The sequence below is a fragment of the Streptomyces sp. NPDC000229 genome (genome assembly GCF_040300825.1).
In the GTDB taxonomy this organism is placed as follows: domain Bacteria; phylum Actinomycetota; class Actinomycetes; order Streptomycetales; family Streptomycetaceae; genus Streptomyces.
Map to the genome: position 1 here is coordinate 69,351 of NZ_JBEPEL010000008.1, position 23,494 is coordinate 92,844.

The 23,494-nt window shown below is 72.7% G+C and carries 19 protein-coding genes; 6 read left to right on the forward strand and 13 right to left on the reverse strand.

Annotation, left to right across the window (positions count from 1 at the left end; translation table 11 throughout):
- Positions 1 to 332: 332 nt before the first annotated feature.
- Positions 333 to 560, forward strand: coding sequence for a DUF7455 domain-containing protein (locus ABT360_RS07215; protein WP_073755413.1), 228 nt, complete (start codon positions 333 to 335; stop codon positions 558 to 560).
- A 410-nt stretch (positions 561 to 970) separates the two neighbouring features.
- Here ABT360_RS07215 and ABT360_RS07220 read toward each other — a convergent pair whose 3' ends face one another.
- Together ABT360_RS07220 and ABT360_RS07225 are read right to left on the reverse strand one after the other, a co-directional pair.
- Entirely contained in the window at positions 971 to 1,792 is an 822-nt protein-coding gene (locus tag ABT360_RS07220; RefSeq protein WP_351812029.1) for a serine protease, read from the reverse strand.
- A 154-nt stretch (positions 1,793 to 1,946) separates the two neighbouring features.
- Entirely contained in the window at positions 1,947 to 3,494 is a 1,548-nt protein-coding gene (locus tag ABT360_RS07225; protein WP_351812032.1) for an RNA polymerase sigma factor, read from the reverse strand.
- Here ABT360_RS07225 and ABT360_RS07230 point away from each other — a divergent pair.
- On the forward strand, positions 3,427 to 3,594 hold the full coding sequence (locus ABT360_RS07230; RefSeq protein ID WP_179166852.1) for a hypothetical protein: 168 nt from the start codon (positions 3,427 to 3,429) through the stop codon (positions 3,592 to 3,594). The genes ABT360_RS07225 and ABT360_RS07230 overlap by 68 nt on opposite strands.
- A gap of 348 nt (positions 3,595 to 3,942) precedes the next feature.
- Here the strand turns inward: ABT360_RS07230 and ABT360_RS07235 are convergent, their stop codons facing one another.
- The 5 genes from ABT360_RS07235 to ABT360_RS07255 all read right to left on the reverse strand — a co-directional run bounded on the left by ABT360_RS07235 (position 3,943) and on the right by ABT360_RS07255 (position 11,316).
- The gene (locus tag ABT360_RS07235; protein WP_351812035.1) at positions 3,943 to 4,830 is read right to left on the reverse strand and encodes a FadR/GntR family transcriptional regulator; all 888 of its coding nucleotides are present in this window, start codon (positions 4,828 to 4,830) and stop codon (positions 3,943 to 3,945) included.
- 192 nt (positions 4,831 to 5,022) lie between these two features.
- Positions 5,023 to 6,774, reverse strand: coding sequence for an ABC transporter ATP-binding protein (locus ABT360_RS07240; protein WP_351812038.1), 1,752 nt, complete (start codon positions 6,772 to 6,774; stop codon positions 5,023 to 5,025).
- Between the two features lie 109 nt (positions 6,775 to 6,883).
- The gene (locus ABT360_RS07245; RefSeq protein WP_351812041.1) at positions 6,884 to 7,654 is read right to left on the reverse strand and encodes an NUDIX hydrolase; all 771 of its coding nucleotides are present in this window, start codon (positions 7,652 to 7,654) and stop codon (positions 6,884 to 6,886) included.
- Positions 7,655 to 7,772: 118 nt separating this feature from the next.
- Complete coding sequence (locus tag ABT360_RS07250; protein WP_351812044.1) at positions 7,773 to 9,815, reverse strand: glycogen debranching N-terminal domain-containing protein; 2,043 nt, start codon at positions 9,813 to 9,815, stop codon at positions 7,773 to 7,775.
- 115 nt (positions 9,816 to 9,930) lie between these two features.
- Complete coding sequence (locus tag ABT360_RS07255; RefSeq protein WP_351812047.1) at positions 9,931 to 11,316, reverse strand: DUF4192 domain-containing protein; 1,386 nt, start codon at positions 11,314 to 11,316, stop codon at positions 9,931 to 9,933.
- Between the two features lie 223 nt (positions 11,317 to 11,539).
- On the opposite strand from ABT360_RS07255, the gene ABT360_RS07260 reads away from it, so the two are divergent.
- Both ABT360_RS07260 and ABT360_RS07265 read left to right on the forward strand, forming a co-directional pair.
- Entirely contained in the window at positions 11,540 to 13,720 is a 2,181-nt protein-coding gene (locus ABT360_RS07260; protein ID WP_351812050.1) for a RecQ family ATP-dependent DNA helicase, read from the forward strand.
- A 217-nt stretch (positions 13,721 to 13,937) separates the two neighbouring features.
- Complete coding sequence (locus tag ABT360_RS07265) at positions 13,938 to 14,567, forward strand: hypothetical protein (RefSeq protein ID WP_351812053.1); 630 nt, start codon at positions 13,938 to 13,940, stop codon at positions 14,565 to 14,567.
- A 477-nt stretch (positions 14,568 to 15,044) separates the two neighbouring features.
- Here ABT360_RS07265 and ABT360_RS07270 read toward each other — a convergent pair whose 3' ends face one another.
- From ABT360_RS07270 to ABT360_RS07295, 6 genes are all read right to left on the reverse strand, one after another.
- Entirely contained in the window at positions 15,045 to 15,692 is a 648-nt protein-coding gene (locus ABT360_RS07270) for a hypothetical protein (RefSeq protein WP_351812056.1), read from the reverse strand.
- Between the two features lie 128 nt (positions 15,693 to 15,820).
- Positions 15,821 to 16,531 carry a ribonuclease HII gene (locus ABT360_RS07275; protein ID WP_351812059.1) on the reverse strand — a complete coding sequence of 237 codons (711 nt, stop codon included), beginning with the start codon at positions 16,529 to 16,531 and terminating at the stop codon, positions 15,821 to 15,823.
- 701 nt (positions 16,532 to 17,232) lie between these two features.
- Entirely contained in the window at positions 17,233 to 18,813 is a 1,581-nt protein-coding gene (locus ABT360_RS07280) for a DUF4153 domain-containing protein (protein WP_444852191.1), read from the reverse strand.
- Between the two features lie 577 nt (positions 18,814 to 19,390).
- Positions 19,391 to 20,305 carry an ADP-ribosylglycohydrolase family protein gene (locus tag ABT360_RS07285; RefSeq protein WP_351812061.1) on the reverse strand — a complete coding sequence of 305 codons (915 nt, stop codon included), beginning with the start codon at positions 20,303 to 20,305 and terminating at the stop codon, positions 19,391 to 19,393.
- Between the two features lie 12 nt (positions 20,306 to 20,317).
- Complete coding sequence (locus ABT360_RS07290; RefSeq protein WP_351812064.1) at positions 20,318 to 20,977, reverse strand: histidine phosphatase family protein; 660 nt, start codon at positions 20,975 to 20,977, stop codon at positions 20,318 to 20,320.
- A gap of 152 nt (positions 20,978 to 21,129) precedes the next feature.
- Positions 21,130 to 21,735 carry a YdbC family protein gene (locus tag ABT360_RS07295; RefSeq protein ID WP_351812067.1) on the reverse strand — a complete coding sequence of 202 codons (606 nt, stop codon included), beginning with the start codon at positions 21,733 to 21,735 and terminating at the stop codon, positions 21,130 to 21,132.
- A gap of 121 nt (positions 21,736 to 21,856) precedes the next feature.
- Here ABT360_RS07295 and ABT360_RS07300 point away from each other — a divergent pair, with 121 nt between their 5' ends.
- Positions 21,857 to 22,816 carry a DUF1152 domain-containing protein gene (locus tag ABT360_RS07300; protein ID WP_351812070.1) on the forward strand — a complete coding sequence of 320 codons (960 nt, stop codon included), beginning with the start codon at positions 21,857 to 21,859 and terminating at the stop codon, positions 22,814 to 22,816.
- Between the two features lie 73 nt (positions 22,817 to 22,889).
- Positions 22,890 to 23,420 carry a TerD family protein gene (locus tag ABT360_RS07305; protein ID WP_351812072.1) on the forward strand — a complete coding sequence of 177 codons (531 nt, stop codon included), beginning with the start codon at positions 22,890 to 22,892 and terminating at the stop codon, positions 23,418 to 23,420.
- The last annotated feature ends 74 nt before the right edge of the window (positions 23,421 to 23,494 follow it).

A 23,494-nucleotide genomic window follows, 5' to 3' on the forward strand; every position in this document is an offset into this window, starting at 1 on the left:
ACGTGAAAACTCATGCTAGTCCAGAGTCGCAAGGGTGTTCGATCCCTCGATGGAGTGACGTGGACATCACGTTCCCTTCCAGGCATGAACCATTTAGGCTCCGGGCACGTCCTCATGAACAACCGGCAGCCAGCCGGGAGGGCTGAACGAGACTGAACGAGACAAGCAACGCGAAACCCGTAGAGCACAGCAATACGGCTCATTCGCCGCCAACCGGCAGCAGACAGCCTCCTTGGAAAAACTTTCAGGGAAAAGCCACGAGCGGGAACGTTTTCGGCCTGGTTGGATGTTGACCCTGGTACGACAGCTCGTCGAGCTAGAGAAGAGGCGACGTGACTACTGTTCTGACCCCCGCGAGCCCGCTGACGGCCGCCGACCGCTGCGACCGCTGTGGCGCCCAGGCATATCTGCGCGTCGTGCTGACCAGCGGTGGTGAACTGCTCTTCTGCGCCCACCACGGGCGCAAGTTCGAGCCGGAACTCAAGAAGATCGCCGCGGAAATACAGGATGAGACGGACCGGCTCACCACCGTGCCGAACGCAGTCGAAGAGGACCGCTGACCCTCGCATCCACGACGAGCCAGGGGCTGGTCCCGGACCGGCCGACGGGCGACCGCCCCCGCCAGCGGGGGCGGTCGCCCGTTCTCATACCGTCGCGGGACGGCCGCACGCCGTAGCGACACCTCGACCGGCCACCGCCGTGGGGCGCGCACGGCGCCTGAGCACCCGGTCCACGTGGCAGGCCCGGCCGGCCGCCTGTGTCGGGTTGCCGTCCGAACGCCTGCAGTCCGAACGCGGCAGGGGACCAGCCGGTGAGGGGCCTGGGGCGGCCTCACATCCGCTTGGGCGGCAGCGGGCAGACACCCCTCGGTCACCGAGATCCGGCAGCTCCTCGCGCGTCCGCCGACCGCCTGACGCCGCAGGCCACCCCGTACGTACGCCCCACCGGCCGACCGGGCGGAGAGGGAGCCTCAGAGCGTCGGCAGGACGGCTGAGACGCGCGTATACACCCCCGGACTGCCCGCCTCCCCGCAGCCGCTGCCCCAGGACACCAGACCGATGAGCCGCCCGCGCGCGACCAGCGGCCCTCCGCTGTCCCCCTGGCACGCGTCCCGGCCGCCCTCGGGATGTCCGGCGCACAGCATCGTGGCGCGCAGGTAGCCCCCACCCCCCGCCTGCGCCGGGTACGCCCGTTCACACACCTCGTCCGGCAGCACCCGCACGTTCGCCGAGCGCAGCGTGTACGCGTACGAGCCGCCGCCCGTTGTGTCGCCCCAGCCGTACACGGCCGCGCTCGTCCCCGGCCGGTAGGCCGGGTCGCCGCGCCGGGCCGCCTTGATGACGTACGAACGCGGCAGCGCGCTCGCCAGCGTGAGCACGGCCAGGTCGCCGGACTGCGTATCGGCGTCGTACGCGGGGCTGATCCACGCCCCGGTCACCGGAATCTCCCGGCCTCCCGCCTCCCGCAGCTCCGTGCGGCCCGCGATGACCTTGAGGTCGCTCAACTCCTTCACGTCCGTGCCGAGCACCGTGGCCCCCAGGCAGTGGGCGGCGGTCACCACTTTGGTGGGCGCGACGACCACACCGCCGCAGAACTGCCCCGCGCGCGTACCCCCGAACCGGTCACGGCTGGAGAGGGCCACGGCCCAGGGACTGTCGGAGGCACGTACCGGCTGTCCTCCGACGACGACGCTGTCTGCGGCGGCGGGAGCGGGCGTACTGAGCGGCAGGACGGCCGTGGCCACGATGGCGGCCACGGCCGCGGTCCGCTTCCGGCTGATGCGACGACGCATGCGGTCTCCTGACTCTCCGGTGATCCAGCTTCACCCAGAGTCGGCCAGCGCGCCGCGGCCCGCACCCCCGAGGCGTGGACTCGCCGGACATGCCGGAGGGCCCGGTTCCCTTTCGGGGATGACCGGGCCCTCCGCTTCGTGCGACCGCCTGACCTCAGTCGAGGTAGTCGCGCAGCACCTGGGAGCGCGACGGGTGGCGCAGCTTGGACATGGTCTTGGACTCGATCTGACGGATCCGCTCACGGGTCACGCCGTAGACCTTGCCGATCTCGTCCAGCGTCTTCGGCTGGCCGTCGGTCAGACCGAAGCGCATGGAGACCACGCCGGCCTCGCGCTCGGACAGTGTGTCGAGCACCGAGTGCAGCTGCTCCTGCAGGAGCGTGAAGCTGACCGCGTCGGCCGGCACGACCGCCTCGGAGTCCTCGATCAGGTCACCGAACTCACTGTCGCCGTCCTCGCCCAGCGGGGTGTGCAGCGAGATGGGCTCGCGGCCGTACTTCTGGACCTCGATGACCTTCTCGGGGGTCATGTCGAGCTCCTTGGCCAGCTCCTCCGGGGTGGGCTCACGGCCCAGGTCCTGGAGCATCTGGCGCTGGACGCGCGCGAGCTTGTTGATGACCTCGACCATGTGCACCGGGATACGGATGGTGCGGGCCTGGTCGGCCATGGCGCGGGTGATCGCCTGACGGATCCACCAGGTGGCGTACGTGGAGAACTTGTAGCCCTTGGTGTAGTCGAACTTCTCGACCGCGCGGATCAGACCCAGGTTGCCCTCCTGGATCAGGTCCAGGAAGAGCATGCCGCGGCCGGTGTAGCGCTTGGCCAGGGAGACCACGAGACGGAGGTTGGCCTCCAGCAGGTGGTTCTTGGCGCGGCGGCCGTCCTCGGCGATGATCTCCAGCTCGCGCTTGAGCTTCGGGGCCAGCTTGTCGGAGTTCGCCAGCTTGTCCTCGGCGAACAGACCGGCCTCGATGCGCTTGGCGAGCTCGACCTCCTGCTCGGCGTTGAGGAGCGGGACCTTGCCGATCTGCTTCAGGTAGTCCTTGACCGGGTCGGCGGTGGCACCGGCGACGGCGACCTGCTGCGCCGGCGCGTCGTCCTCGTCCTCGTCCGAGAGCACGAAGCCCTTGTTCTCGCCCTCGGCCTCCTCGTCCTCGCCCTTGCCGGGCGCGACGTCCTCGAGCAGCTCCTCGCCCTCGATGACCTCGTCGGCGTCCTTCTTTGCCGTGGTCTTCTTGGCGACGGTCTTCTTGGCGGCGGTCTTCTTCACCGCCGTCTTCTTGGCGGCGGTCTTCTTGGCTGCCGCCTTCTTGGCAGGGGTACCGGCCTCGTCGGCCGGCGCGTCCGCGCTCTGGGCCGCCGGAGCCGCGGCGGCCGCGACGGACTTCGTCACGGTCGGCTTGGCCGTGACGGTCTTGGTGGCGGTGCGCTTTGCCGGGCTCTTCGCTGCGACGCTCTTGCGGGTGCGCTTCGGCGACTCCGCTGCACTGACCATCAGCGTCACACCCTCTTCCTCGAGGATCTGATTGAGGCTGCGCAGAACATTCTTCCACTGGGTTGGCGGAATCTGGTCAGCCTCGAAGGCCCGACGCACGTCATCGCCGGCGATCTGCCCATCAGCCTTTCCCCGCTCGATGAGCGCCATCACAGACTCGGACTCGGCGATCTCCGGCGGGAGCGTACGGGATGTGCTGGCCGACACGAACAACCTCTCGGAACGATGGAAACGGCTTCCGGCCCCGCCCATGATCGGGCCGGAGCCGACGACCGTCGGCTGGGGATGTGCCGACGACGCGGGCTGAACCTCGGAGGTGCACAGCGCCGTGAACGGCGGCTGTATTCCCTCCTCGGCTGTCACCTCTTAGGTCATCGCAGGGCATCGAGGAGCGTTACGCCCAATTCACGTGTCCCGAGTCACACCCCGTATGCATCCAAATACCCCCAGACCGGGAGGTCACCCCCTATCGCGCCGCCGAATCCCCCGTTCCTGGGGGTGCGGCACCGGCGTTTCCCGTACGCCGGCACCGGCGCTTTCCGGTACGCCGTCGGCCGCCGCTGCGAGCGCTGTCGGCGCGCCGGGCCCTCAAGGCGGTCCCTGGGGCCCGGCGGCACACGCCGCGTACGCGAGGATCAACGCGCTGTGGGATCTGTCAGTGCTCGCGCGGCGCGGGGACGACCCGCTCCACCTCGGGCTGCACCGTCAGCAGTTGGCGCATGGCGGCCTCGGCGGCCGGTCCGTCGCCGGCAGCCAGGGCGTCGACGATGCGCGCGTGGTGGGCGAGACAGGGCTCGCTGGGGCGGTCGCAGCTGATCGCCGGGGAGCCGGAGACCTGGAGGGCCGCGGTGACAATGCCGGAGAGGTGCTCGAGCATCCGGTTGCCCGCGAGCTGGATCAGCAGGCTGTGGAACTCGGCGTCGGCGCGGGAGAAGGTGATCGCGTCACCCTGGGCGAAGGCGTGGCCCATGATCTCGACCATGTCACCGACGCGCTGCCGGACGTCCTCACGGCCGTGGCCGGCGGCCAGGCGCGCCGCCAGCGGCTCGATCGTCCAGCGCAGCTCGCTGAGCTCCCGGCGCTGGTCCTCGCGCTGCGGGCCGAAGGCGCGCCATTCGATGATGTCCGGATCGAGCAGGTTCCAGTCGCTGACCGGGCGGACGCGGGTGCCGACGTTCGGACGGGCGCTGACGAGGCCCTTGGCCTCGAGGACGCGGAGCGACTCGCGCACGACGGTGCGGGAGACCTCGAAGCGCTGACCGATCTCCTCGGGTACGAGCGGCCGGTCGGCACCCAGGTCGCCGGAGACGATCATCTGGCCGAGCTGCTGGACGAGTTGGCCGTGCAGTCCTCGGCCGCGACTGCCGGCCGTCCGCCGGCCCACCCGGCCCAGCTCCGTGTCGGCGCCGTCCCAGGCGGGAGGCCCGACGCGGTCGGCGACAGGAGCCTCCGCGTAGGGGTAGCGGTCCAGTCCGCCCGGAGCCGTGAGGCCGGTCTCCACGGGGCGGGCGGCGGTCATCATGGTGTGCGCAAGGGTACTCACGCATCCTTTGTCGGCGCGGCTTCCACGCCCCTTGAGGTCTTTGGTGAAAAGCACACGAAAGGGTGATCGGCGCTCGCTCTTCAATTGACGCCTTATCGGAAGGAACCGGGCAATTTCCAAGGGAGTTGTGACCGTTTGAAGCGCCGTGGTCACCGCTCGGTCACCAACAGCCCGCCGGTGGGCCAACGACGGCTACCAACGGGCTCTACGGCGCAGTCCGGTGAACAGATAAGCGCACGTAAGTGCTGTCACCGACAACACCAGCGCCGTGCCGACCGGTTGGGCGAGCCCCCGCGCCGCCGCCAGGAGCCAGCGATCGATCTCGTACGGCCACTGCATCCAGGCCAGTTCGCGCAGCCGGGCGGGTAGCCCCGCGATCGAGCGCACGGACGGGCCGGCGAGCGCCTTCTGTACGAGCGGGGCGATGACGACCGGCACGGCGAGCACGGCGGCGACCCCCGCGGCGGTGGCCCGGAAGACCCCGGCCGCCAGGAGCCCGGCCCACGCGCAGCCGACGGAGAGGCCTGCCCAGCCGATACAGAGCGCAGCCCAGTTTCCCGGTACCGGGATCGCGTCGTTTCCGTAGAGGAGGCGGAGCGCTCCGAGGTCGGCGGCCGCGACGAGGAGGGCGAGCAGTACGGCGGTGACGGCGGTGACGGCGAGCTTGGCGAGGAGCAGGCCGAGGCGGCGGGGAACGGCGCCCCGGCCGCAGGAGAGGACGGGGTGGCGGTACTCATCGCCGAACGACAGCGCGCCCAGCAGACCGGCGCCCAGGGCGGCGGGCGGCAGCGGGAGGAAACCGGGCCAGGACGCCAGGACCGCGGGCAGGGGGGTGCCGCCGGAGCGGGCGAGGAAGGCGGCGAGGACGGCGGATGCGACGAGGACGGCGGCGACGATCATGTGGGTGGTGGGCACGCCGAGCAGACGGCACAGCTCGTACCGCAGAGGGCGGAGGGGGCTGCGTACGGGTCTGGGCACGAGTGGGGGCGAGAGCGGACGCGGGGCTTCGGCCCCGGGTCGGGACGCCGGGTCGGGTCCGGGGGTGGGCGTTACGGCCGGGTCCGGGGCCGGACCGGTGTCGCCGACCTCGTCCGCGAGTTGGTGGAGGAGGACGCCGTGCCGGAAGGCGGTTTCACCGATCTCGGCGCAGTCGCTGCCGTACACGCACAGCCGGTTGCCGTCCTCGGTGACCACTTCGACGGAGCGCTGCGCGGCGCGCGCCTCCCGGCTGACGAGGGCGGCGAGACGGGCGGCGTGGGGGGTGCGGACGGCGACACGGGGCCGCAGCCTGGTGCGCGCGAAGGCGGCCGCGTCCTGGTCGGCGACGAGCCTCCCTTCGTCGATGGTGACGACGTGGTCCGCCGTGCGGGCCGCTTCCTTGGGGTCGTCGGTGGTGTAGAGCACGGTGCCGCCGTGAGCGGCGTGGGCGCGCATCAGGCTGAACAGCCAGTTGTTCTCACGGGGCGACAGTCCGGCGGCCGGCTCGTCGAGCAGGAGGGTGTGCGGGTCGCCCAACAGGGCGGCGGCGAGGCCGAGTCGGCGTTCCATGCCGAGGGAAAGGGTGCCGAGGCGCTGGTCCTGCAGACCGGTGAGGCCGACGATGCCGAGCATGTCGTCGGCCCGGGAGGCCGGTACGCCCGCGGCGGCGCAGAGCATGCGCAGCTGGCCGCGACAGGTGCGCGCGGGGTGACCGGGCACATCACCGAGGAGTACGCCGACCTCGCGGGCGGGGTGGGCGATGCGGTGGAGGGGGCGGCCGCGGAAGTAGGTGATCCCGCGGCCGGGTTCGAGTTCGAGCATCATGCGCAGCGCGGTGGTCTTGCCCGAACCGGTGGCGCCGAGCAGTGCGGTGACACTGCCGGGCCGGGCCTCGAAGGTCAGATCGTCCACGGCGGGCGGACGGTCTCGGCGGGGGGTGCTGGTCAGTCCGATTGCCTGGAGCATCGCTTCTCCCGCGGTAGAGGAAACCGCTCGGCGGCAGGGCGGGTACCGCAGCAAGATAACGCGACATTTCGGACTTTTGGCGCAGGGTTGAGCGGGGCCGCCGGGGGTGTCAGACCTCGGGGCGCAGCATCGGCGGGTTGAGCAGGGTCGCGCCTCCGGCTCTGAAGAGCTGGGCCGGCCTGCCTCCCTGACGCGTCGTGGTCCCGCCCGAGGGCACCAGGAACCCTGGCGTACCCGTCACCTTGCGATGGAAGTTGCGCGGGTCGAGGGCGACCCCCCACACCGCCTCGTAGACCCGGCGCAGCTCGCCGACGGTGAACTCGGGCGGGCAGAAGGCCGTGGCCAGCGACGAGTACTCGATCTTGGAACGGGCGCGCTCCACTCCGTCGGCCAGGATCCGCGCGTGGTCGAAGGCGAGGGACGCGGGCTGCTCGTCCTCGCGGCCGGAACCGCCCTCCTGGTTGAGCAGCTCGTCGACGGGTGCCCAGCGGGCGCTGTTGGCGTCGCCGCCCGCGCGCGGCGCGGGCAGGTCGGGCGCGAGCACCAGATGGGCGACGCTGACGACCCGCATACGCGGGTCCCGCTCAGGGTCTCCGTAGGTGGCCAGCTGCTCCAGGTGGGCGCCGTTGCCGGCTTCGGGGAGCGGGGTGCCCGGGTCGTGGGCGCACAGGCCCGTCTCCTCGGCGAGCTCCCGTGCCGCTGCCGCGCCCAGGTCCTCGTCGGGCCGCACGAACCCGCCCGGCAGTGCCCAGCGCCCCTGGAACGGCGGCTCCCCACGGCGTACGACCAGTGCGCACAGGGCGTGGCGGCGAACCGTGAGCACCACCAGGTCGACGGTCACGGCGAAGGGCGGGAAGGCCGACGGGTCGTAGGGCGACATGCGGCGATCATAGTCGTCTTCCTGACGATAAACACCTCCCCCGGCCGCCCCGGCCCTCACTTCTTCCTCCCCGGTGCCGGGCCGGGGGCCGCCCTCCGCGCGTATGGCGCGCCCCGGGTCACACTCCCAGCTGAAGGCCGGGAGCGGCCTCCTCGACCATGCCCAGTCCCAGCCTGCTGACCCGTACGGCGAAGGGCTCGCCCGCGACGCACAGGCCGGACAGCCGGAGCGCTCCCAGCGGGGCACCGCGCATCGGGTGAAGGGCGACCGTGTGCGCCGGTACGTCGGGGCGGATCCCGGCCACGGTCGTGAGCAGGTGGATACCGGCGGCCGAGGCCACCGCCGAGGGGCGGCACGCGGCGGGATGCGGGACGGGCGCGCTGTCGGTCGTGCGCTGGCCGCCGGCGAACATCTCGGGCAGCCGGTACGCGAACGCCTCGGCCGCGTCGAGCAGACCGCGCAGCAGTGAGGTCGCCTCCCTCTCGTACCCCGCGGTGGCCAGGCCCGCGACGGCGACGGCCGTCTCATGCACCCGCACCGCCCCGGAGCGGTGTCCGAAGGGGTTGTGAGCCGGCTCCTTGGCGCCGAGGCTCCGCAGGCCCCAGCCGGTGTCCAGGGCGGGGCTCCCGAGGAGCCGGGCCAGCTGCTCGGTCTGCACCTTGTCGAGCAGGCCGTCGGCGAACCGGCCACAGCCGAGCAACCCGGTGTCGAGGAGATGCGCCGCCCCGCCTCCCAGATGGGGCAGTGGGCGGCCCGCGGGTGTACGCGCGGCGGCGGGGCGGCCGCCGGTCGGGTCGTCGAGCCAGAACGCGTCCTGGAAGCAGTGGCGCAGGGCGTGGGCCCAGTCACGCCAGTAGTCCGCGCCGGGACGTCCGCATGCCTCCAGGAGGTCGGCGCCGAGGAGGGCGGCCCGATGGGCATGGGCCTGGGTCTCGGCCCGCTGGAGTCCGGCGGGGCCGGGTTCGCGCAGCAGGCCGCTGTCGTCGGCGGCTGTGCGCAGCCAGTGGAGGCATCGCTCGGCGGCCGGGAGCAGCGCCGCGAGGTCCTGCTCCGGCAGGCCCCAGTGCCGGGCTTCGGCCAGCACGGTGGGGAAGGCGAGGGTCGCCTCGGTACCGGTGCAGCTGGGCGGCAGGTGGGGTCCGGTGTCGCGGAGCGGTCCGGGGATCCGTCCGGCACCGGGGCCCGGGCCGGAGAGCTGGGTGCGGGCGACGGTGCGCAGCGTGGTGACGGCGAGCCGGGTGCCGAGCGGGAGGGCCATACGGGCGGCCCACAGCGCCTCCGCGGGAGCCGGACCGCAGCGCCACGGCACGCCCGCTGCGGGATGGAGGTCGGCCGGGTGTGCCGGGTCGCGTACCAGGAGCGCCCGCAGATCATCGAGGCCCACCCGGAGGAATCGCTCCACGCGCGGATCGTCGCCCTCGGCGCGGGCGTCGGCGAGGAGGCTGTGGCCGCCCGTCCGGCCCACGGGCCTGGTGGCGCCTGGGACGATGACCCGCACGTCGAGGGCGATGGTGCGGGCAGTGCCGGGACGGAGCTCCAGCTCCCAGCGCAGCAGCCCGGCGGAGGCCAGGGTGTCCTCGGGAGGCGGGTCGGCGGTGACGGTCGCGTGGCCGCCGTCGGGCGCCGACCAGCGCAGGCCCGAGTCGTGGACCGCGGCGCGCAGTTCGGCGGAGGGCCGACCGGACGCGACGGCACCCAGGTCCGCCAGGTCGGTGCCGAGGGCGATCTCGACGGGGAGCCGGAGGGTGCGGCCCACCGAGCTGCGGAAGGTGATCCGCTCGGTGCCGTCCGCACATCTGACCCGCTCCACGCCGACGCCCGGATCGGGCCCGGGTCCGGCGGTGGTACGCACCACCGCGACGAACCGGGCTCGGTCGGCGGAGAGGAGCCGGCCCTGCACCGTGACCGGGTCCCGGCCGGCCACGCGCAGGTGGGAGCGGGAAAGGACCCGGCGGCCCGAGTGGTAGACACCTTCGAGGCCCTGGCCGGTGAGCTGCCCGTGCTGGGGGGAGACGGCGAAGGAGGGCAGGGCCACGCAGACGAGGGCGTCGTGCACGGGCGGCAGGTCCCCTGGGCACACCGGTCCCGGGGGTGCCGGTCCGGTGGCCGGCGGTCGGCGGAACGGCGGGGCGGGGGGCCGGGACGGGACGGTGGGGTCCATGGGTGGTGTGCTGAGCCTTCTGTGCGCTCCGGACAGCCGCTGGAGTTACGACGGCACGGGTCGGACGACTCCGCCACCCAGGGGAACGGTGCCGGCGGGGTCCTGGTCACGGCCGTCATCGCCCACTCCGGGTTCCGCGCCCTCCGCCGCGACGGGCCGCGCGGGTACGGGCGCGGGCCGCGGCCGCGTCCGGCCAGGCCGCACCGGCGGGCGGGGCCGAGGCGCCCTTCTCGGCGCCGTGGAGCCGCGCCGGCCGGCGCCTCGTGCGGCGGCGCACCGTGCGCATGCCCGACCCCGAGCCCGACCCCGCCCGCGCACCGCGTCGTGACCGCGCACCCGACACGGCCCGCGCCTCGGCACGGGTCCGCGCCTCTCGCTCCTCGCGGAGGCACCGTCGCAGCGACTCGGGGTCGAGGCCCTCGTTGCAGGCCTGGTGCAGGAGCCTGGCGAAGACGTACTCCGGGTCGACGTCCAGTGCGAGCCCCAGCGCCACCCGTGCACCGGGCTCGTCACCGGTCGACCAGGCGACCCAGCCGGCAAGCGTCAGCGGCGCTGCCGAGTGCTCGACGTAGGCCCCCACACAACGGCGGGACAATGCCCGCCAGAGGCGCAGAGCAGGGGCCGCCTCCTCTCCCTCCATCCACTCCGCCGCCCGGTCCCGGGTCTCCCGGTCCTGAAGCCCCAGGATGACCGCGGCGGCCTCCTCGTGGCCGATCAGCGCGTCGTCCTGGGCGTCGGCCGCCGACACGTCCTTGATCCGTGGGCCGTCCGCGAGGCGCCGCATGAGCTTCTCCGCCAGCCGGACCGTCTCCGTGCGCACCGCCTCGCGGCCTTCCCCGTCGAGGATCCTGGGCACCAGGGCCGCGCCGGTGGAATCGAGCGCCTGCAACTGCTCGGCCGACCCGGCCGCCTCGTACGGCCACGGCCGCAGCCGCTCCTCCATGTCCCGCAGTGAACCGCGCACCTGGATGCCGGCGTACGCGGCGGCGGCCGCCATCACCGACGTACCCGGCAGGGCCAGGGGATTGCCCTCGGGAGGGCAGCAGCGGGTGTCGGGGCAGCAGTAGGACCAGAAGCGGCCGTCGGAAATGCAGAGCGCTTCGTACACCGGCACGTCGAGGGTGCCGCAGGCGGTGCGCAGGCGCTGGGCGAGCGGACGCAGGCGCTCCATGACCTGGCGGCCGGTCTCGCCGTCGGCCGGGTCCTGGCAGACGAAGACGACGATGCCGTCGGGTCGTGAGCCGCGCCGCTCGCATCCTTCGACGAGGCACTCGGCGAGCTGCTCGGCGACGGGCGGCCACTCCCGCGGGGAGCGTGGGATGCCGAGCCTGAGCCGGCCGCCGAAGCGGCCCCGGTCGCCGTGGAGGGCGACCATCACGATCGAGTCGGTCGGGTGATAACCCATCATGTACGGCAGGGCGTCGGCCAGTTCGGCGGGGCCGCGCAGGGTGATCTGCTGCTGGTCGTCGGTGGGTCCGGTGGTGTCGTGGTGCTTGTTCATGGCCACGACGGTCCCGCGAACGGCGTCGGGCGTCGACCCCTGTGGATAACCGCGGACCAGCGTGGAACGTCGCTGTCCACAGGGCCGACGGCTCGCTCGCGCACGGAGCGCCCGGCTGGTATGCGCGCGCGGCGCGACGTGTCGTATCGCCGTCGGCTGCCGGATGGCCCGCCCGTCGGTTCGTCATTCGCCGGTTGTCAGACCCGTGCTGTTGCATGGGGGCATGGAGCACACGAGCAACGCAGGATCCAGCACTCTCCGCGCAGCCGCCGATGCCGTGCTCGCCCGTCTCGTCGGGGACGGCAGCGGCGCCGCACGGCTGCGGGAGGACCAGTGGCGTGCGATCGAGGCGCTGGTCGCCGACAAGCGGCGAGCGCTCGTCGTGCAGCGAACCGGCTGGGGCAAGTCGGCCGTGTACTTCGTCGCGACCTCGCTGCTGCGCGAGCGGGGCAGCGGCCCGACCGTGATCGTCTCGCCGCTGCTCGCGCTCATGCGCAACCAGGTGGAGGCGGCGGCGCGGGCCGGCATCCGCGCCCGGACGATCAATTCCTCGAATACCGAGGAGTGGGAGACGATCCAGCGGGAGGTGGCCGAGGGGGAGGTCGATGTGCTGCTCGTCAGTCCCGAACGGCTCAACAACCCGGACTTCCGCGACCAGGTGCTGCCGCGGCTCGCCGCCGCCACGGGGCTGCTGGTGGTGGACGAGGCGCACTGCATCTCCGACTGGGGCCACGACTTCCGGCCCGACTACCGGCGGCTGCGCACCATGCTCGCCGAACTGCCGCCCGGCGTTCCGGTCCTGGCCACCACCGCCACGGCCAACGCACGGGTGACGGCGGACGTCGCCGAGCAGCTGGGCACCGGAGCGGGCACGGACGCGCTCGTCCTGCGCGGCCCGCTGGACCGGGAGAGCCTGAGCCTGGGGGTGCTGCGGCTGCCGGACGCGGCACACCGCCTGGCCTGGCTGGCCGACCACCTCGGGGAGCTGCCCGGCTCGGGGATCATCTACACGCTCACGGTCGCCGCCGCCGAGGAGGTGACAGCCTACTTGCGCCAGTGCGGCCACACCGTGGCCTCGTACACCGGCCGCACGGAGAACGCGGACCGCCAGCAGGCCGAGGAGGACCTGCTGGCCAACCGGGTGAAGGCGCTGGTGGCCACCTCTGCGCTCGGCATGGGGTTCGACAAGCCCGATCTCGGTTTCGTCGTGCACCTCGGTTCGCCCTCCTCCCCCATCGCGTACTACCAGCAGGTGGGCCGGGCGGGCCGCGGAGTGGAACACGCGGAGGTGCTGCTGCTGCCCGGCAAGGAGGACGAGGCGATCTGGCAGTACTTCGCCTCGGTGGCCTTCCCGCCCGAGGAGCAGGTGCGCCGGACCCTCGATGTGCTGGCGCACGCCGACCGGCCGCTGTCCCTGCCGGCCCTGGAGCCACTGGTGGAGCTGCGCCGCACCCGCCTGGAGACGATGCTCAAGGTCCTCGACGTGGACGGTGCGGTGCGCCGGGTGAAGGGCGGCTGGACCGCCACGGGGCAGCCCTGGTCGTACGACTCGGAACGGTACGCGTGGGTGGCGCGGCAGCGGGAGGCGGAGCAGCAGGCGATGCGTGACTACGCGTCGGCGACGGGGTGCCGGATGGAGTTCCTGCGGCGGCAGCTGGACGACGAGGAGGCGGCTCCGTGCGGTCGCTGCGACAACTGCTCGGGGCCCCGGTTCGACGCCAAGGTGTCGGCGGCGGCGCTGGACGCAGCGCGCGGAGAGCTGGGGCGGCCCGGTGTGGAGGTCGAACCGCGCAAGATGTGGCCGACCGGGCTGCCCGCGGCCGGGGTCGACCTCAAGGGCCGTATCCCCGCCGGTGAGCAGGCCTTCCCTGGGCGGGCACTCGGGCGGCTCTCCGACATCGGCTGGGGCAACCGGCTGCGTCCGATGCTGGCGCCGGGGGCGGCGGACGGGCCCGTACCGGACGACGTGGTGGACGCGGTCGTGCGGGTGCTGGCCGACTGGGCGAAGGCGCAAGGCGGTTGGGCGTCCGGTGGGCCGGACGCGCCGCCGCGGCCGGTGGGGGTGGTGACGGTCGCCTCGCACAGCAGGCCGCACCTGGTGGGCTCGCTGGGCCGCCGGATCGCCGAAGTGGGCAGGATGCCGCTGCTCGGTTCCGTGGATTACGCACCGGAGGCGGCGGGCACCCGGATCTCACGGACCAACAGCGCGCAGCGGGTACTGGGACTGCACCGGGCGCTGACCGTGCCGCCCGCGCTGGCCCAGGAGTTGGCGTCGGCCGGCGGGCCGGTTCTGCTCGTCGACGACCTCTCGGACAGTGGCTGGACGCTCGCCGTGGCGGCACGGCTCCTGCGCCGGGCCGGCGCGGAGGGGGTGTTTCCGCTGGTCCTCGCCGTTCAAGGATGACGGGACGCGTCATACTCGGGTCGACGGGGAAGGATATGAGTGCCATACCAACCCATTCCAGGCAGCAGCCCCAATTGCTCGTTGCCGCTTGCCCGTTCCGCCAGCAAGAATTGGAATCCGCTCCCCGCACGGTCTGTTCGCGGTCCAGAAGGGCTGTGCCGGTGCGTCCCTCACTCGACCCTGCCCGCTCTGTGGGCGCGTATGCGAAGGGAGGACCGTGACCTTCGGATTCGCTTCGTCCGCAGCCACCTCGATCAGCACGCCCGCCGACTCCGCCAGCCGCCTCGCCCGGATACTCGAACCCGCCGAGTGGGCGGCGGCCGGTATCCCGCTGCTGCGCAATCCGCGCGAGGTCGTCAGCGGCCTGCACGCCCGCCACCATCCGACGCCCGCCACCGCTGTGGTCGCCGTCCTCGACCACGAGGAACGGCTGACCGCCAGCGCCTCGTTCGCCCGCCGCGCAGTGCCCGCGGACGGCTGGGAGTTCCGCAACGCCCTGCTCGCGCACCTCCGCAGGGTCATCCCGCACGACCTGCGGCGCCGTACCCCGGTGCGGACCGCCGTCCTGCTGTACTGCCGCGACGGCGACGAGCGGTGGACGGAGGAGGACGGCGCGTGGATGTGGGGGCTCCGGGATGCCTGCACGCTGCACGGGCTGCGGTGCGGCGCGTACATCACGCTGACCCGCGGCGGCTGGCAGGTACTGGGTGAGGGCCGGGGCGGCCGGCGCCCGCACTCGGCCTCGCCGGCCGGTGATCTGGCGGACGCCTCGGCCGACGAGATACTCCCCGCCCCGCGCACCGCGAGCGGCGCCGCAGAGCCCTTGCGCCGCACGGCGGCCCGCTGATCGCACCGGGCGCGCGGGGCGCGCCACTGACCGCCCGTACCGATGAACCGCCCACCGACCGAACCGCCCACCGACCGAACCGAGGAACCGCCCGCCCCGGTGACCGGCGCACCACGGCGGCCGGTCGCCACGGCCGGTGGCCACGCCACCCGCCCCGCGACCGGGTACCACGGCCGGTCACACGCCCGGGCACGAAGGCCGGGCACACAACCGGTCACCGCGACCGGTCACCACGGCCGGACACACGGCAGGCGCACCAAGGCCGGTGGCCACGACCGCCCGCATGACAACCTACCGGGGGCGTGCCGGCCACGCGTGACCGGTCGGCCCACCATGGCCGCTCCGGCCACGGCACGCCGCCGCACCGCCCTTCCGGGGCACGTCCGTCGGCACAACCCCAGTGGCCCTGGCGACCAGCGCCCCGGGCGGGACACGGTGCCAGGCGTGGGCCCCTGGAACGGCGCGTACGCGTACGACTCAGACGCCGGCGCCGAGCACCGAGTTGATCCGCTGCGGGTCACCGCAGACGATCAGCAGCGCGGTCGCCCGGCCCATCGCCGCCGGGAGGGCGCGGGCAGCCGCGTCATCGCCGCCGCCGTTGACCGCCACGACCACCACGGGCCGGGCCGAGGCGCGCTCCACGGCAGCCGCGTCCGCGAAGAAGACGTCGTCGCGGGCGTCGTGCTGGGCCCAGTAGGACGCGTCACCGAAGGACAGCTCGTGGGTCGCCCACGGGTGCTGGTCACCGGTGGTCAGGACCAGGATGTCGCCCGGCGCCCGGCCGGTCTCGAGCAGCAGGTCGACCGCCTCTTCGGCAGCATCGAGCGCGCCGTCCGTGGGAGCGGGGATCAGCTGGATCTGCGGTGGGGAATCGGACGGGGGCCGTGACGCGGAACGATTCTCCGGCCGGGACGTCGGGGGCTGCGCCGCACCGGTGTGCTGACGCGGCGACGCCGGAGACGTGGGCCGGGCCGGGCCGGGGCCGGGGCGGCCGGGACGCGGCGAGGCCGCGGAACGCGGACCGGGTACGGGTCGGGGGGTCGGCGCGGGGCGGCCGGCGGCCGGAGTGGCGCGGGGACCCTGGGCACTCTCGTGAATCTGAGGCTCCTCGGGGATGAGAGGCATAACTGGATGTCTATCAAACGCCGGTGCGAGTGACACCGGCGGGTGGCGCATACACGCATCGCGTACAGATGACCCTCGCACGCGATGCTTCGATGCGGCCTGCTGTTGGGCGGGACGCTGCCGGGCGTTCAGAAATCGAAGCCGAGTTGGCCCCCGCTTTCGAGTTCGGCCGCCTCCGCGGAGATGCGGATCTTCTTGAGGTGCCGCCACTGGGGCAGCGCGTCGAGATACGACCAACTCAGCCTGTGGTGCGGCGTGGGGCCCCATTCCCGGAGCGCAGCTTTGTGCACCGGCGACGGGTATCCGGCGTTGGCCCCGAACCCGAAGACGGCGCACTGGGCGGACTCCGCCGCCAGTTCGGCCATCATCGCGTCCCGCCGCACCTTGGCGATCACCGACGCGGCGGCGACCGCGACACAGGACTGGTCGCCCTTGATCACCGTACGGACCTGCCAGGGCCGCCCCAGGTAGTCGTGCTTGCCGTCCAGGATCACCGCGTCAGGGCGCACCGGGAGGGCGTCCAGGGCGCGGATGGCGGCCAGCCGCAGCGCCGCTGTCATCCCGAGCTCGTCGATCTCCTCCGGAGAGGCATGCCCGAGGGCGTGCGAGGTGACCCACTTCTCCAGCTCCTCCGCCAGTTCGGCACGGCGCTTGGGGCTGATGAGCTTGGAATCGGTCAGTCCGGCGGGTGGCCGGCGCAGTCCGGTGACAGCGGCACAGACCGTGACGGGACCGGCCCACGCCCCGCGTCCGACCTCGTCGACTCCGGCGATGATCTTGGCGCCGGTGGTCGCTCTGATCGAGCGCTCGACGGTGTGGGTGGGTGGTTCGTACGGCATGGCGCCAGACAGGTTACGCCGCCCGACCCCGCCCGCGATACCCGGATTGCGATCCGGGTCAGGGAGGCCGACGCCCTGCCGCCGCCCTCACCCGGTCGCCGACCGCAGGAGCGGAATCATGAACCGATCGGCCAGGTCCGCAAGACCAGCGCCGCCCTATTCGCTTCCGCACATCACCGACCGATACGCCATCACGCCCCGCACCACAGCGACAACCAGGCCGCCGCTCACATCGGCCCGGGCGTCACTCTGCTCGATTCCCGGACATGCGACCCTTCCCGGCGCACGAGCTCCTCGTGGACGAGGCGAGCGAAGGGATCGATCACCCCCTTGAGGATCAGCCCGCGAAACCGCTGGGCCGCCATTCAGTCGCATTCGCGAAGCACCGAGCGGAGTGTCAAACGGGGCTCGGAGTACATGGCGTCACGCATCCGGAGGCAGAGGGCGGCCTCACCGGTCCGGGCCCCGGCCATGACGTCTTCCGCCGTCGCGACCAAACGAGCACGCGTGAGGGAGAGTTGGTGACCATCATCGTGGAAGGGCCTTGAGCGCCGTGACACTGACGCCGGCTGCCGTCTCGGGCGTCGCGCGGTACGGCGAGGGGCGGAGGCAGCAGGAGGAGCAGTGTGCCGCCGCCTGCGAACTCCCCGCCCCTGGACCCAGTCCCCGGCCTCGGGGCGCCGTGCGCCGCCACCGGCCGTCTAGTAGTCGTACTCGTCGAATGCGTCCTCGTACTCGTCGCGCCGCGGCGCGCAGGAGTAGCCCGTGACCGGGACACCGCGCTCTTCGAGGATGGCCTGAGCACGGGTCTCGCCCCGGCTCACCGCGTACCAGGGCTTCTCGTCGGCATCCAGGTTCCTCGCGATGTGCACGAGGGCGCAGGAACGCAGGGGCTCGGGGAGCCGGTCGAGAGCGGGTACGGCATCGGCCGACAGGCCGTCCAGATAGCCGATGTCGATCTTCCCGGTCTCCTCGTAGCGCTGTACGTTCCGCTCGGCGACGAGGCCGTCCGGCGACAGCAGCCCGAAGGTGAGGACGCCGGCCGCCGCGCTCACCGCGACGGCGCGCGGAAGGTGCAGCCGGCGCGCGCCGATCAGTCCGGCCGCCATGATCAGTACGAGTACGAGGCCGAGCCACAGTTCCATGGCGGCCACGGAGACCCTCAGCCGGGTGAGCCCGTAGGCGTCCACGTACAGATCCATCCGGCGCAGCGCGGACGCCACCACCACCAGGGTCAGCAGGCAGAGGGTGCCCAGGACGGACCGGACCAGGGTGCGATCGCGGGCGCCGTCACGAGGTGCCCAGCGGAGGGCCAGGGCGATCACGGCGAGCGTGAGCAGGGTGGCCCAGAGGAGCTGCCAGAAACCCTGGCGCGCGTACTCGGCGTAGGTGAGGCCGGTCTGGCTCAGCACCTTCTCGTACCCGCCGAAGAGCACGGTGAGCTGGACGGCGTTGAAGACCGCGAAGAGCAGGTTGAGCAGGATGAGCGGGAGCGCCCATTCCACACGGGCCCGAGGGCGGCCCGGGCGTGCCTTGAGGCGGTCCCACCGCAGTGGCGCCGCGGCCGTGCGGGCGGCGGCCAGCGCGCCGACCAGGCCGATAACGAACAGCAGGAAGCGCCAGGGCCCGTCGGTGACCGACACGTCCGGCGCGAGCGAGCCGAGCAGGTCGGCGAAGGCGGCGTCGGCGCCCGCGAACAGCGCGCCGAACACGACCAGCAGGCCCAGGGCCACGCCGGTCGTACGCAACACCGGGCCCACCCGGCCCTGGGCACCACCGGCCCGCTCGCGCAGTCCGCGCCATGCCCAGACGAGGCCCGGGCCGATCGCGTCGAAGAGGCCGAAGGGGCTGAAGAGAATGCCGCGCCAGCTGCGGCTGCCGTGCAGGGCGAGCGACGCGACGCCCACGGCGGAGACGACGGCGAGGAAGGTCGGCCAGCCCGCGTCCCGCAGGGCGGGCACCACCAGCAGGGCGAGGGCGCCCACGCCCCAGACCAGGGTCCAGGGGCGGATGCGGCGCCCTGCCGCCACGGCGGCGAAGTAGGCGGTGAGGGTGGCCGGTACGGCGACGATCAGCAGGTTCAGGCCCAGCCCGTCGCCGAGCAGGAGCGCGCTGAGGAGAGCGGTGGCCAACGCCGACCAGAGGGCGGCCGCCGGTATCGGGGCGGGCGGGCGCGGGCGTATGCGGGTCAGCCACGTCTCGGCCGGCGGCGGGGCAAGCCGATACCCCGGCTGCCCCATGCCCTGCGCCCAGGGCCCGGCCCCCGCACGTGCGCGGGCCACGTCGGCGGCGGCACCGGGGGCGGCAGCGGATGGAGTGCCGGGGGCGCCACCGGGCTGGGCGCCGGAAGCCACGCCCGGCTGGGCACCGGAAGCCTCACCCCGCTGGGTGCCGGAAGCGGCACCGAGAGCGGCGCCGCCCCGCGGAGACCCGGAGGCCGAACCGGCAGTATCACCCGGCAGAGGCCCGGAGGCCGGACCGGCGGCATCGCCCGGCCCAGTGCCGGAAGCCGGACCGGCGGCATCACCCGACGCTGTGCCGAGCGCGTCGCCGGGAGCCGGGCCGGGCGGAGGGGGGTCGGCCCGGTCGACAGGGGGCGGGGGCTGCGAGGCGGCTGGGCCGCCCTCGTCCCGTGGGGGCTGCGGCGGTGGTGTCGGCGATACGGACGGTGTGTCTGGCACGGGACCCCCTCCCGGCCGGGGCCCGCGTACCTCGAAAGGCAGTGTCGTTACGGTCCCGGCGTCTGGTCAGCGCGCACTTGTCATGATCAAGGCGGCGGCGTGGCCGAAAGGGTAGCCCGGGGGCGGGCCGGATCCCGTTCTGCCTCCACCCTGTGGCAGGACCGTGACACTTCTTCCGTCAGACGCCGACCGGTCCCACGGGGAGCCAGTCGGGCAACGTCTCCGTGCGGTCCAGCCACTCGGCCGGCGGGGCCCCGGCGGCCGTGGCGGCCACCACTCCCCCGGCGATGGCACACGTCGTGTCGACGTCCCCGCCCACCTGCGCGGTGGTCCAGAACGCCCGCTCGAAGTCGCCCAGCGAACGGGCGGCCGACCAGAGCGCGAACGGCACGGTGTCGTGTGCGCTCGTACGCCGACCGCTGCCGAGCACCGCCGCGACCGTCGCCGCGTCGCCGTAGTCGAGCATGTCCCGGGCCCGGCGGAGGCCCGCGCCCACCGCGCTTCGCGGCACGAGCGCGACGACGCCGTCCAGCAGTTCCTCGGGCTTCGGCGGCCCCGCCGGGTCGGCCGCGAGGGCGGCGGCGGCCGCGACCGCCATGCACCCCACGACGGCTTCCCGGTGCTGGTGGGTGGTGTAGGAGGAGATCTCCGCCTGATGTGTGGCCTGCTCCGGATCGTCCGCGTACCAGGCACCCAGCGGGGCGATGCGCATGGCCGCGCCGTTGCCCCAGGAGCCCTGCCCCTTGAACAGGCCGGCGGCCAGTTCCCGCCAGTCGCCGCCCTCACGGATCAACCGGAGCATCCGGTTGACGGCGGGCCCGTAACCCCGGTCGAAGTCGTGGTGCTCGGCGAACGAGCGGGCGAGCGCGTCCTGGTCGATACGGCCGTGCTCGGCGAGGACGGCCAGCACGGAGCAGGCCATCTCGGTGTCGTCGGTCCACTGCCAGGAGCCGGGCGGCAGCTCGCGCCGCTTCAGCAGTGGATAGTTGTCGGGTACGAAATACTGGGAGCCCAGGGCGTCTCCCACGGACAGCCCGCGCAGGCTGGCCAGGGCGCGTTCGAAGCGCCGGGCGGAAGAGGAATCAGCGGTCATCGCACTGCCACTCTATCCGGTGGTGCCGTACGACTCGGGGGTTCGCCAGCGCTCGAACGGCCGGTCCAGTGTGTACCGCCCGTTCTCACCGAGCAGCAGCATCCGGGTCTCACCGTTGCGCGGGTTGGACAGCGACTCGAAGTCCGCGACCGTCCAGTGGAACCAGCGCATGCAGAACAGCCGCATGGTGAGGCCGTGCGTGACCAGCAGGACGTTCGGCGGGTGGTCGGGCGCCTCGAAGCTGCGGTGGAGGCTCTCCAGGAACGCTCCCACCCGGTCGTACACGTCGGCCCCCGACTCACCCTGCGCGAACCGGTAGAAGAAGTGGCCGTACGCGTCGCGGTACGCCTTCTGGAGCCGGACGTCGTCCCGGTCCTGCCAGTTTCCCCAGTCCTGCTCACGCAGCCGCGGCTCCTCCCGGACCCGTACCAGCGCCGGGTCCAGCCCGAGCAGCTGGAACGTCTCGTGCGTACGGCGGTACGGCGATATGTAGACGCTCACCCGCTCGTCCCCGAACAGTGCCCGCAGCCGCCGGCCCGTCTCCTCGGCCTGCCGCCGCCCCCGGTCGGTGAGCCCGAGCGCGTGATCGGGCTCGCGTTCGTACACGGTGTCATCGGCGTTGCCCTCCGATTCGCCGTGCCGTACGAGAACGATGCGCCGCGGTCGTGCCATGCCACGACCCTAGATCGGCCCTTGCGGCCGGGCTCACCCGGCCTGGTGTCCGGACTCCATCCGGCGTACCCGCCACGCCTCGCCCCGTACCCCGCACCCTCTCCCCGCCCGGCCCCGCCTCGCCGCGCCTCCCGCCCCCGCCGCTCCCCGCCTCACACCGTCCACGCCGCCTCCAGGTCCACCACGTCCCCCGTGAGCGCCGCCACGTCCGCCTCGATCTGGGCACGCAGTGCCAGCCGCTCCACGCGCTCCCTGCGGTACTTGCCGTACTCGGCCGCCGACCGCCACATCGACAGGACGAGGAACTCGTTCCCCGGCGCTTCCCCGAAGAGCCCGCGCAGCATCCCCGGCGACCCGGCCATCGCCGGGTTCCAGACCTTCTCCTGCATCAGCGCGTAGTGCTCGACCCGCTCCTCGTGGATCCTGCTGTGCGCGACGCGGACGACATCGGCGTCGGTGAAGCGGGGCTCGAACCCCGTCTTCACATCGAAGCGGTGGTCGAACAGCTTGACCTGCATGTCCTTGTACGTGCCCGACTGCGCGGCCGCCAGCCGGTCGTGCGAGCGTGCCATGAACGAGTCGTAGAAGGGCCGGCTCTCCCAGAAGGCGAAGACATGGGCGACACCGGGTCGGATCCGGCTCCAGCCGCCACCCTGCCCCCGAAAACCCGGCTCACCCAGCAGCCCCGCCCACTTCCGCTGTCCCCGCTCGAACCCACGACGGTCCACCACGGTGCAGCGAATCCACTTGACCAGCACCGCGCCATCGTACGGCGCCGGGCCTCCCACCGGTCCCGGTCTCGCACACCGCACCCCATCGGCCACCGACCGTGGCACACACGTCCGGAGGCGGTGCGAACGCCCACGGCACAATGGCCGGATGACCGCGCTGCACATGAACCCGCTCTTCGCACGCCTCGAATCCGCCGAACGCGTCCTCGTCGCGGGCGCCGGCGGCGGCTTCGACATCTACGCGGGGCTCCCGCTGGCGCTGTCACTGCGCCACCAGGGCAAGGAGGTGCACCTCGCCAACCTGGCCTTCAGCTCCGTCGAGGGCCTCCCCCTCACCTCCTGGCTGGCGCCCGACGTCGCCGTCGTCACTCCGGAATCGGCGCCGCACCAGACGTACTTCCCCGAGCGCACCCTCGCCGAGTGGCTGGCGCTGCACGGCTTCCCCAGCACCGTCCACGCCTTTCCCCGCGTCGGGGTCCAGCCTCTGCGCGCCGCGTACAAGGCGCTGATCGAGCACTACGACATCGACGCCGTCGTCCTGGTCGACGGCGGTACCGACATCCTGATGCGGGGCGACGAGTCGGGGCTCGGCACTCCGGAGGAGGACCTGACCAGCGTGGCCGCCCTCGCCGGCCTGGAGGTGCCCGAGCGTCTCATCGCCTCTATCGGTTTCGGAGTCGACGCGTACCACGGCGTCAGCCATGGCCTGGTCCTGGAGAACATCGCCGCCCTGGAGAAGGACGGCGCCTATCTGGGTGCCTTCTCCGTTCCGCGTGCGACACGTGAGGGTGCACTTTTCGTGGACGCGGTCGCGCACGCGCAGAGCCGTACGCCCGACTTCCCGAGCATCGTCAACGGTTCCATAGCGGCCGCTGTCGAAGGCTCTTTCGGGGATGTGCGGTTCACGTCCCGTACCCGTGGCAGTGAACTGTTCATCAACCCCCTCATGGCGATCTACTTCGCCTTCGAGCTGGAGGGCGTGGCCCGGCGCTGTCTGTACCTGGACCGGATCGAGGACACCCACCTCATCCGTCAGGTCAGCAGCCGTATCGAGGCTTTCCGGGACGAGGTCCCCCGGCAGCGTCCGCCGCGCCGGATCCCCCACTGAGTGCGTGACACCATGGGCACGGAGCTTTGGGTCACGGGCAGTTGGCCATGCCCGTACGAGAGAGGGGAATCCCGTGAGCAGTGCCAACAAGGGGGTCGACAAGGTCGAGGTGACACTCAAGTGGGATCCGAGCCCCGCGGGAGTCCCCGACCATGATCTCGACATCATCGCCGCGGTCTACCGAGCCGACGATCCCCATGGTGCCCCCGTGTATCTGGTGCACTTCGGCAGCCGTTCGCCGGACGGGACCATCAACCTCCAGAGGGAGAGCCGCACCGGGCAGGGCTTCGGCTTCGACGAGGCCATGACGCTGGAACTGAACCGCCTCGCACCGGAGTACGCGCGCGTGGTCGTGGGCGTCGCCATACAGCAGGGCGGCGGGCGCGCGACCTTCTCCGACATCACCAGTGCCCTGGTCCTCGTGAAGGAGGGGTACCGGGAGCTGGACCGTTACGACTTCGCCGGCCTCCAGGACGCCACCGCCGTGACCATCGTGGAGTTCCTCCGCGACGGCACCGGGGGATGGGGCTGGCGGCGTGCCGTCCGGGGGTTCGACGCCGACCCGCAGGCCTTCACCGAGGTGATGGGCGCCCAGCAGCCCTGAGCCCCGCACACACGCGGAGCGACCCGGAAACACGCCGTCCCGGCACGCGTGGCACGCCCGCGCACCACACAGAA

Excerpts from the sequence above, each read along its gene's own strand:
- ABT360_RS07220 (WP_351812029.1), bottom strand. The coding sequence starts at position 1,792 with ATGCGTCGTCGCATCAGCCGGAAGCGGACCGCGGCCGTGGCCGCCATC.
- ABT360_RS07230 (WP_179166852.1), top strand. The coding sequence starts at position 3,427 with ATGAGCGCCATCACAGACTCGGACTCGGCGATCTCCGGCGGGAGCGTA.
- ABT360_RS07240 (WP_351812038.1), bottom strand. The coding sequence starts at position 6,774 with ATGCTCCAGGCAATCGGACTGACCAGCACCCCCCGCCGAGACCGTCCG.
- ABT360_RS07245 (WP_351812041.1), bottom strand. The coding sequence starts at position 7,654 with ATGTCGCCCTACGACCCGTCGGCCTTCCCGCCCTTCGCCGTGACCGTC.
- ABT360_RS07250 (WP_351812044.1), bottom strand. The coding sequence starts at position 9,815 with ATGGACCCCACCGTCCCGTCCCGGCCCCCCGCCCCGCCGTTCCGCCGA.
- ABT360_RS07255 (WP_351812047.1), bottom strand. The coding sequence starts at position 11,316 with ATGAACAAGCACCACGACACCACCGGACCCACCGACGACCAGCAGCAG.
- ABT360_RS07260 (WP_351812050.1), top strand. The coding sequence starts at position 11,540 with ATGGAGCACACGAGCAACGCAGGATCCAGCACTCTCCGCGCAGCCGCC.
- ABT360_RS07270 (WP_351812056.1), bottom strand. The coding sequence starts at position 15,692 with ATGCCTCTCATCCCCGAGGAGCCTCAGATTCACGAGAGTGCCCAGGGT.
- ABT360_RS07275 (WP_351812059.1), bottom strand. The coding sequence starts at position 16,531 with ATGCCGTACGAACCACCCACCCACACCGTCGAGCGCTCGATCAGAGCG.
- ABT360_RS07285 (WP_351812061.1), bottom strand. The coding sequence starts at position 20,305 with ATGACCGCTGATTCCTCTTCCGCCCGGCGCTTCGAACGCGCCCTGGCC.
- ABT360_RS07290 (WP_351812064.1), bottom strand. The coding sequence starts at position 20,977 with ATGGCACGACCGCGGCGCATCGTTCTCGTACGGCACGGCGAATCGGAG.
- ABT360_RS07300 (WP_351812070.1), top strand. The coding sequence starts at position 21,857 with ATGACCGCGCTGCACATGAACCCGCTCTTCGCACGCCTCGAATCCGCC.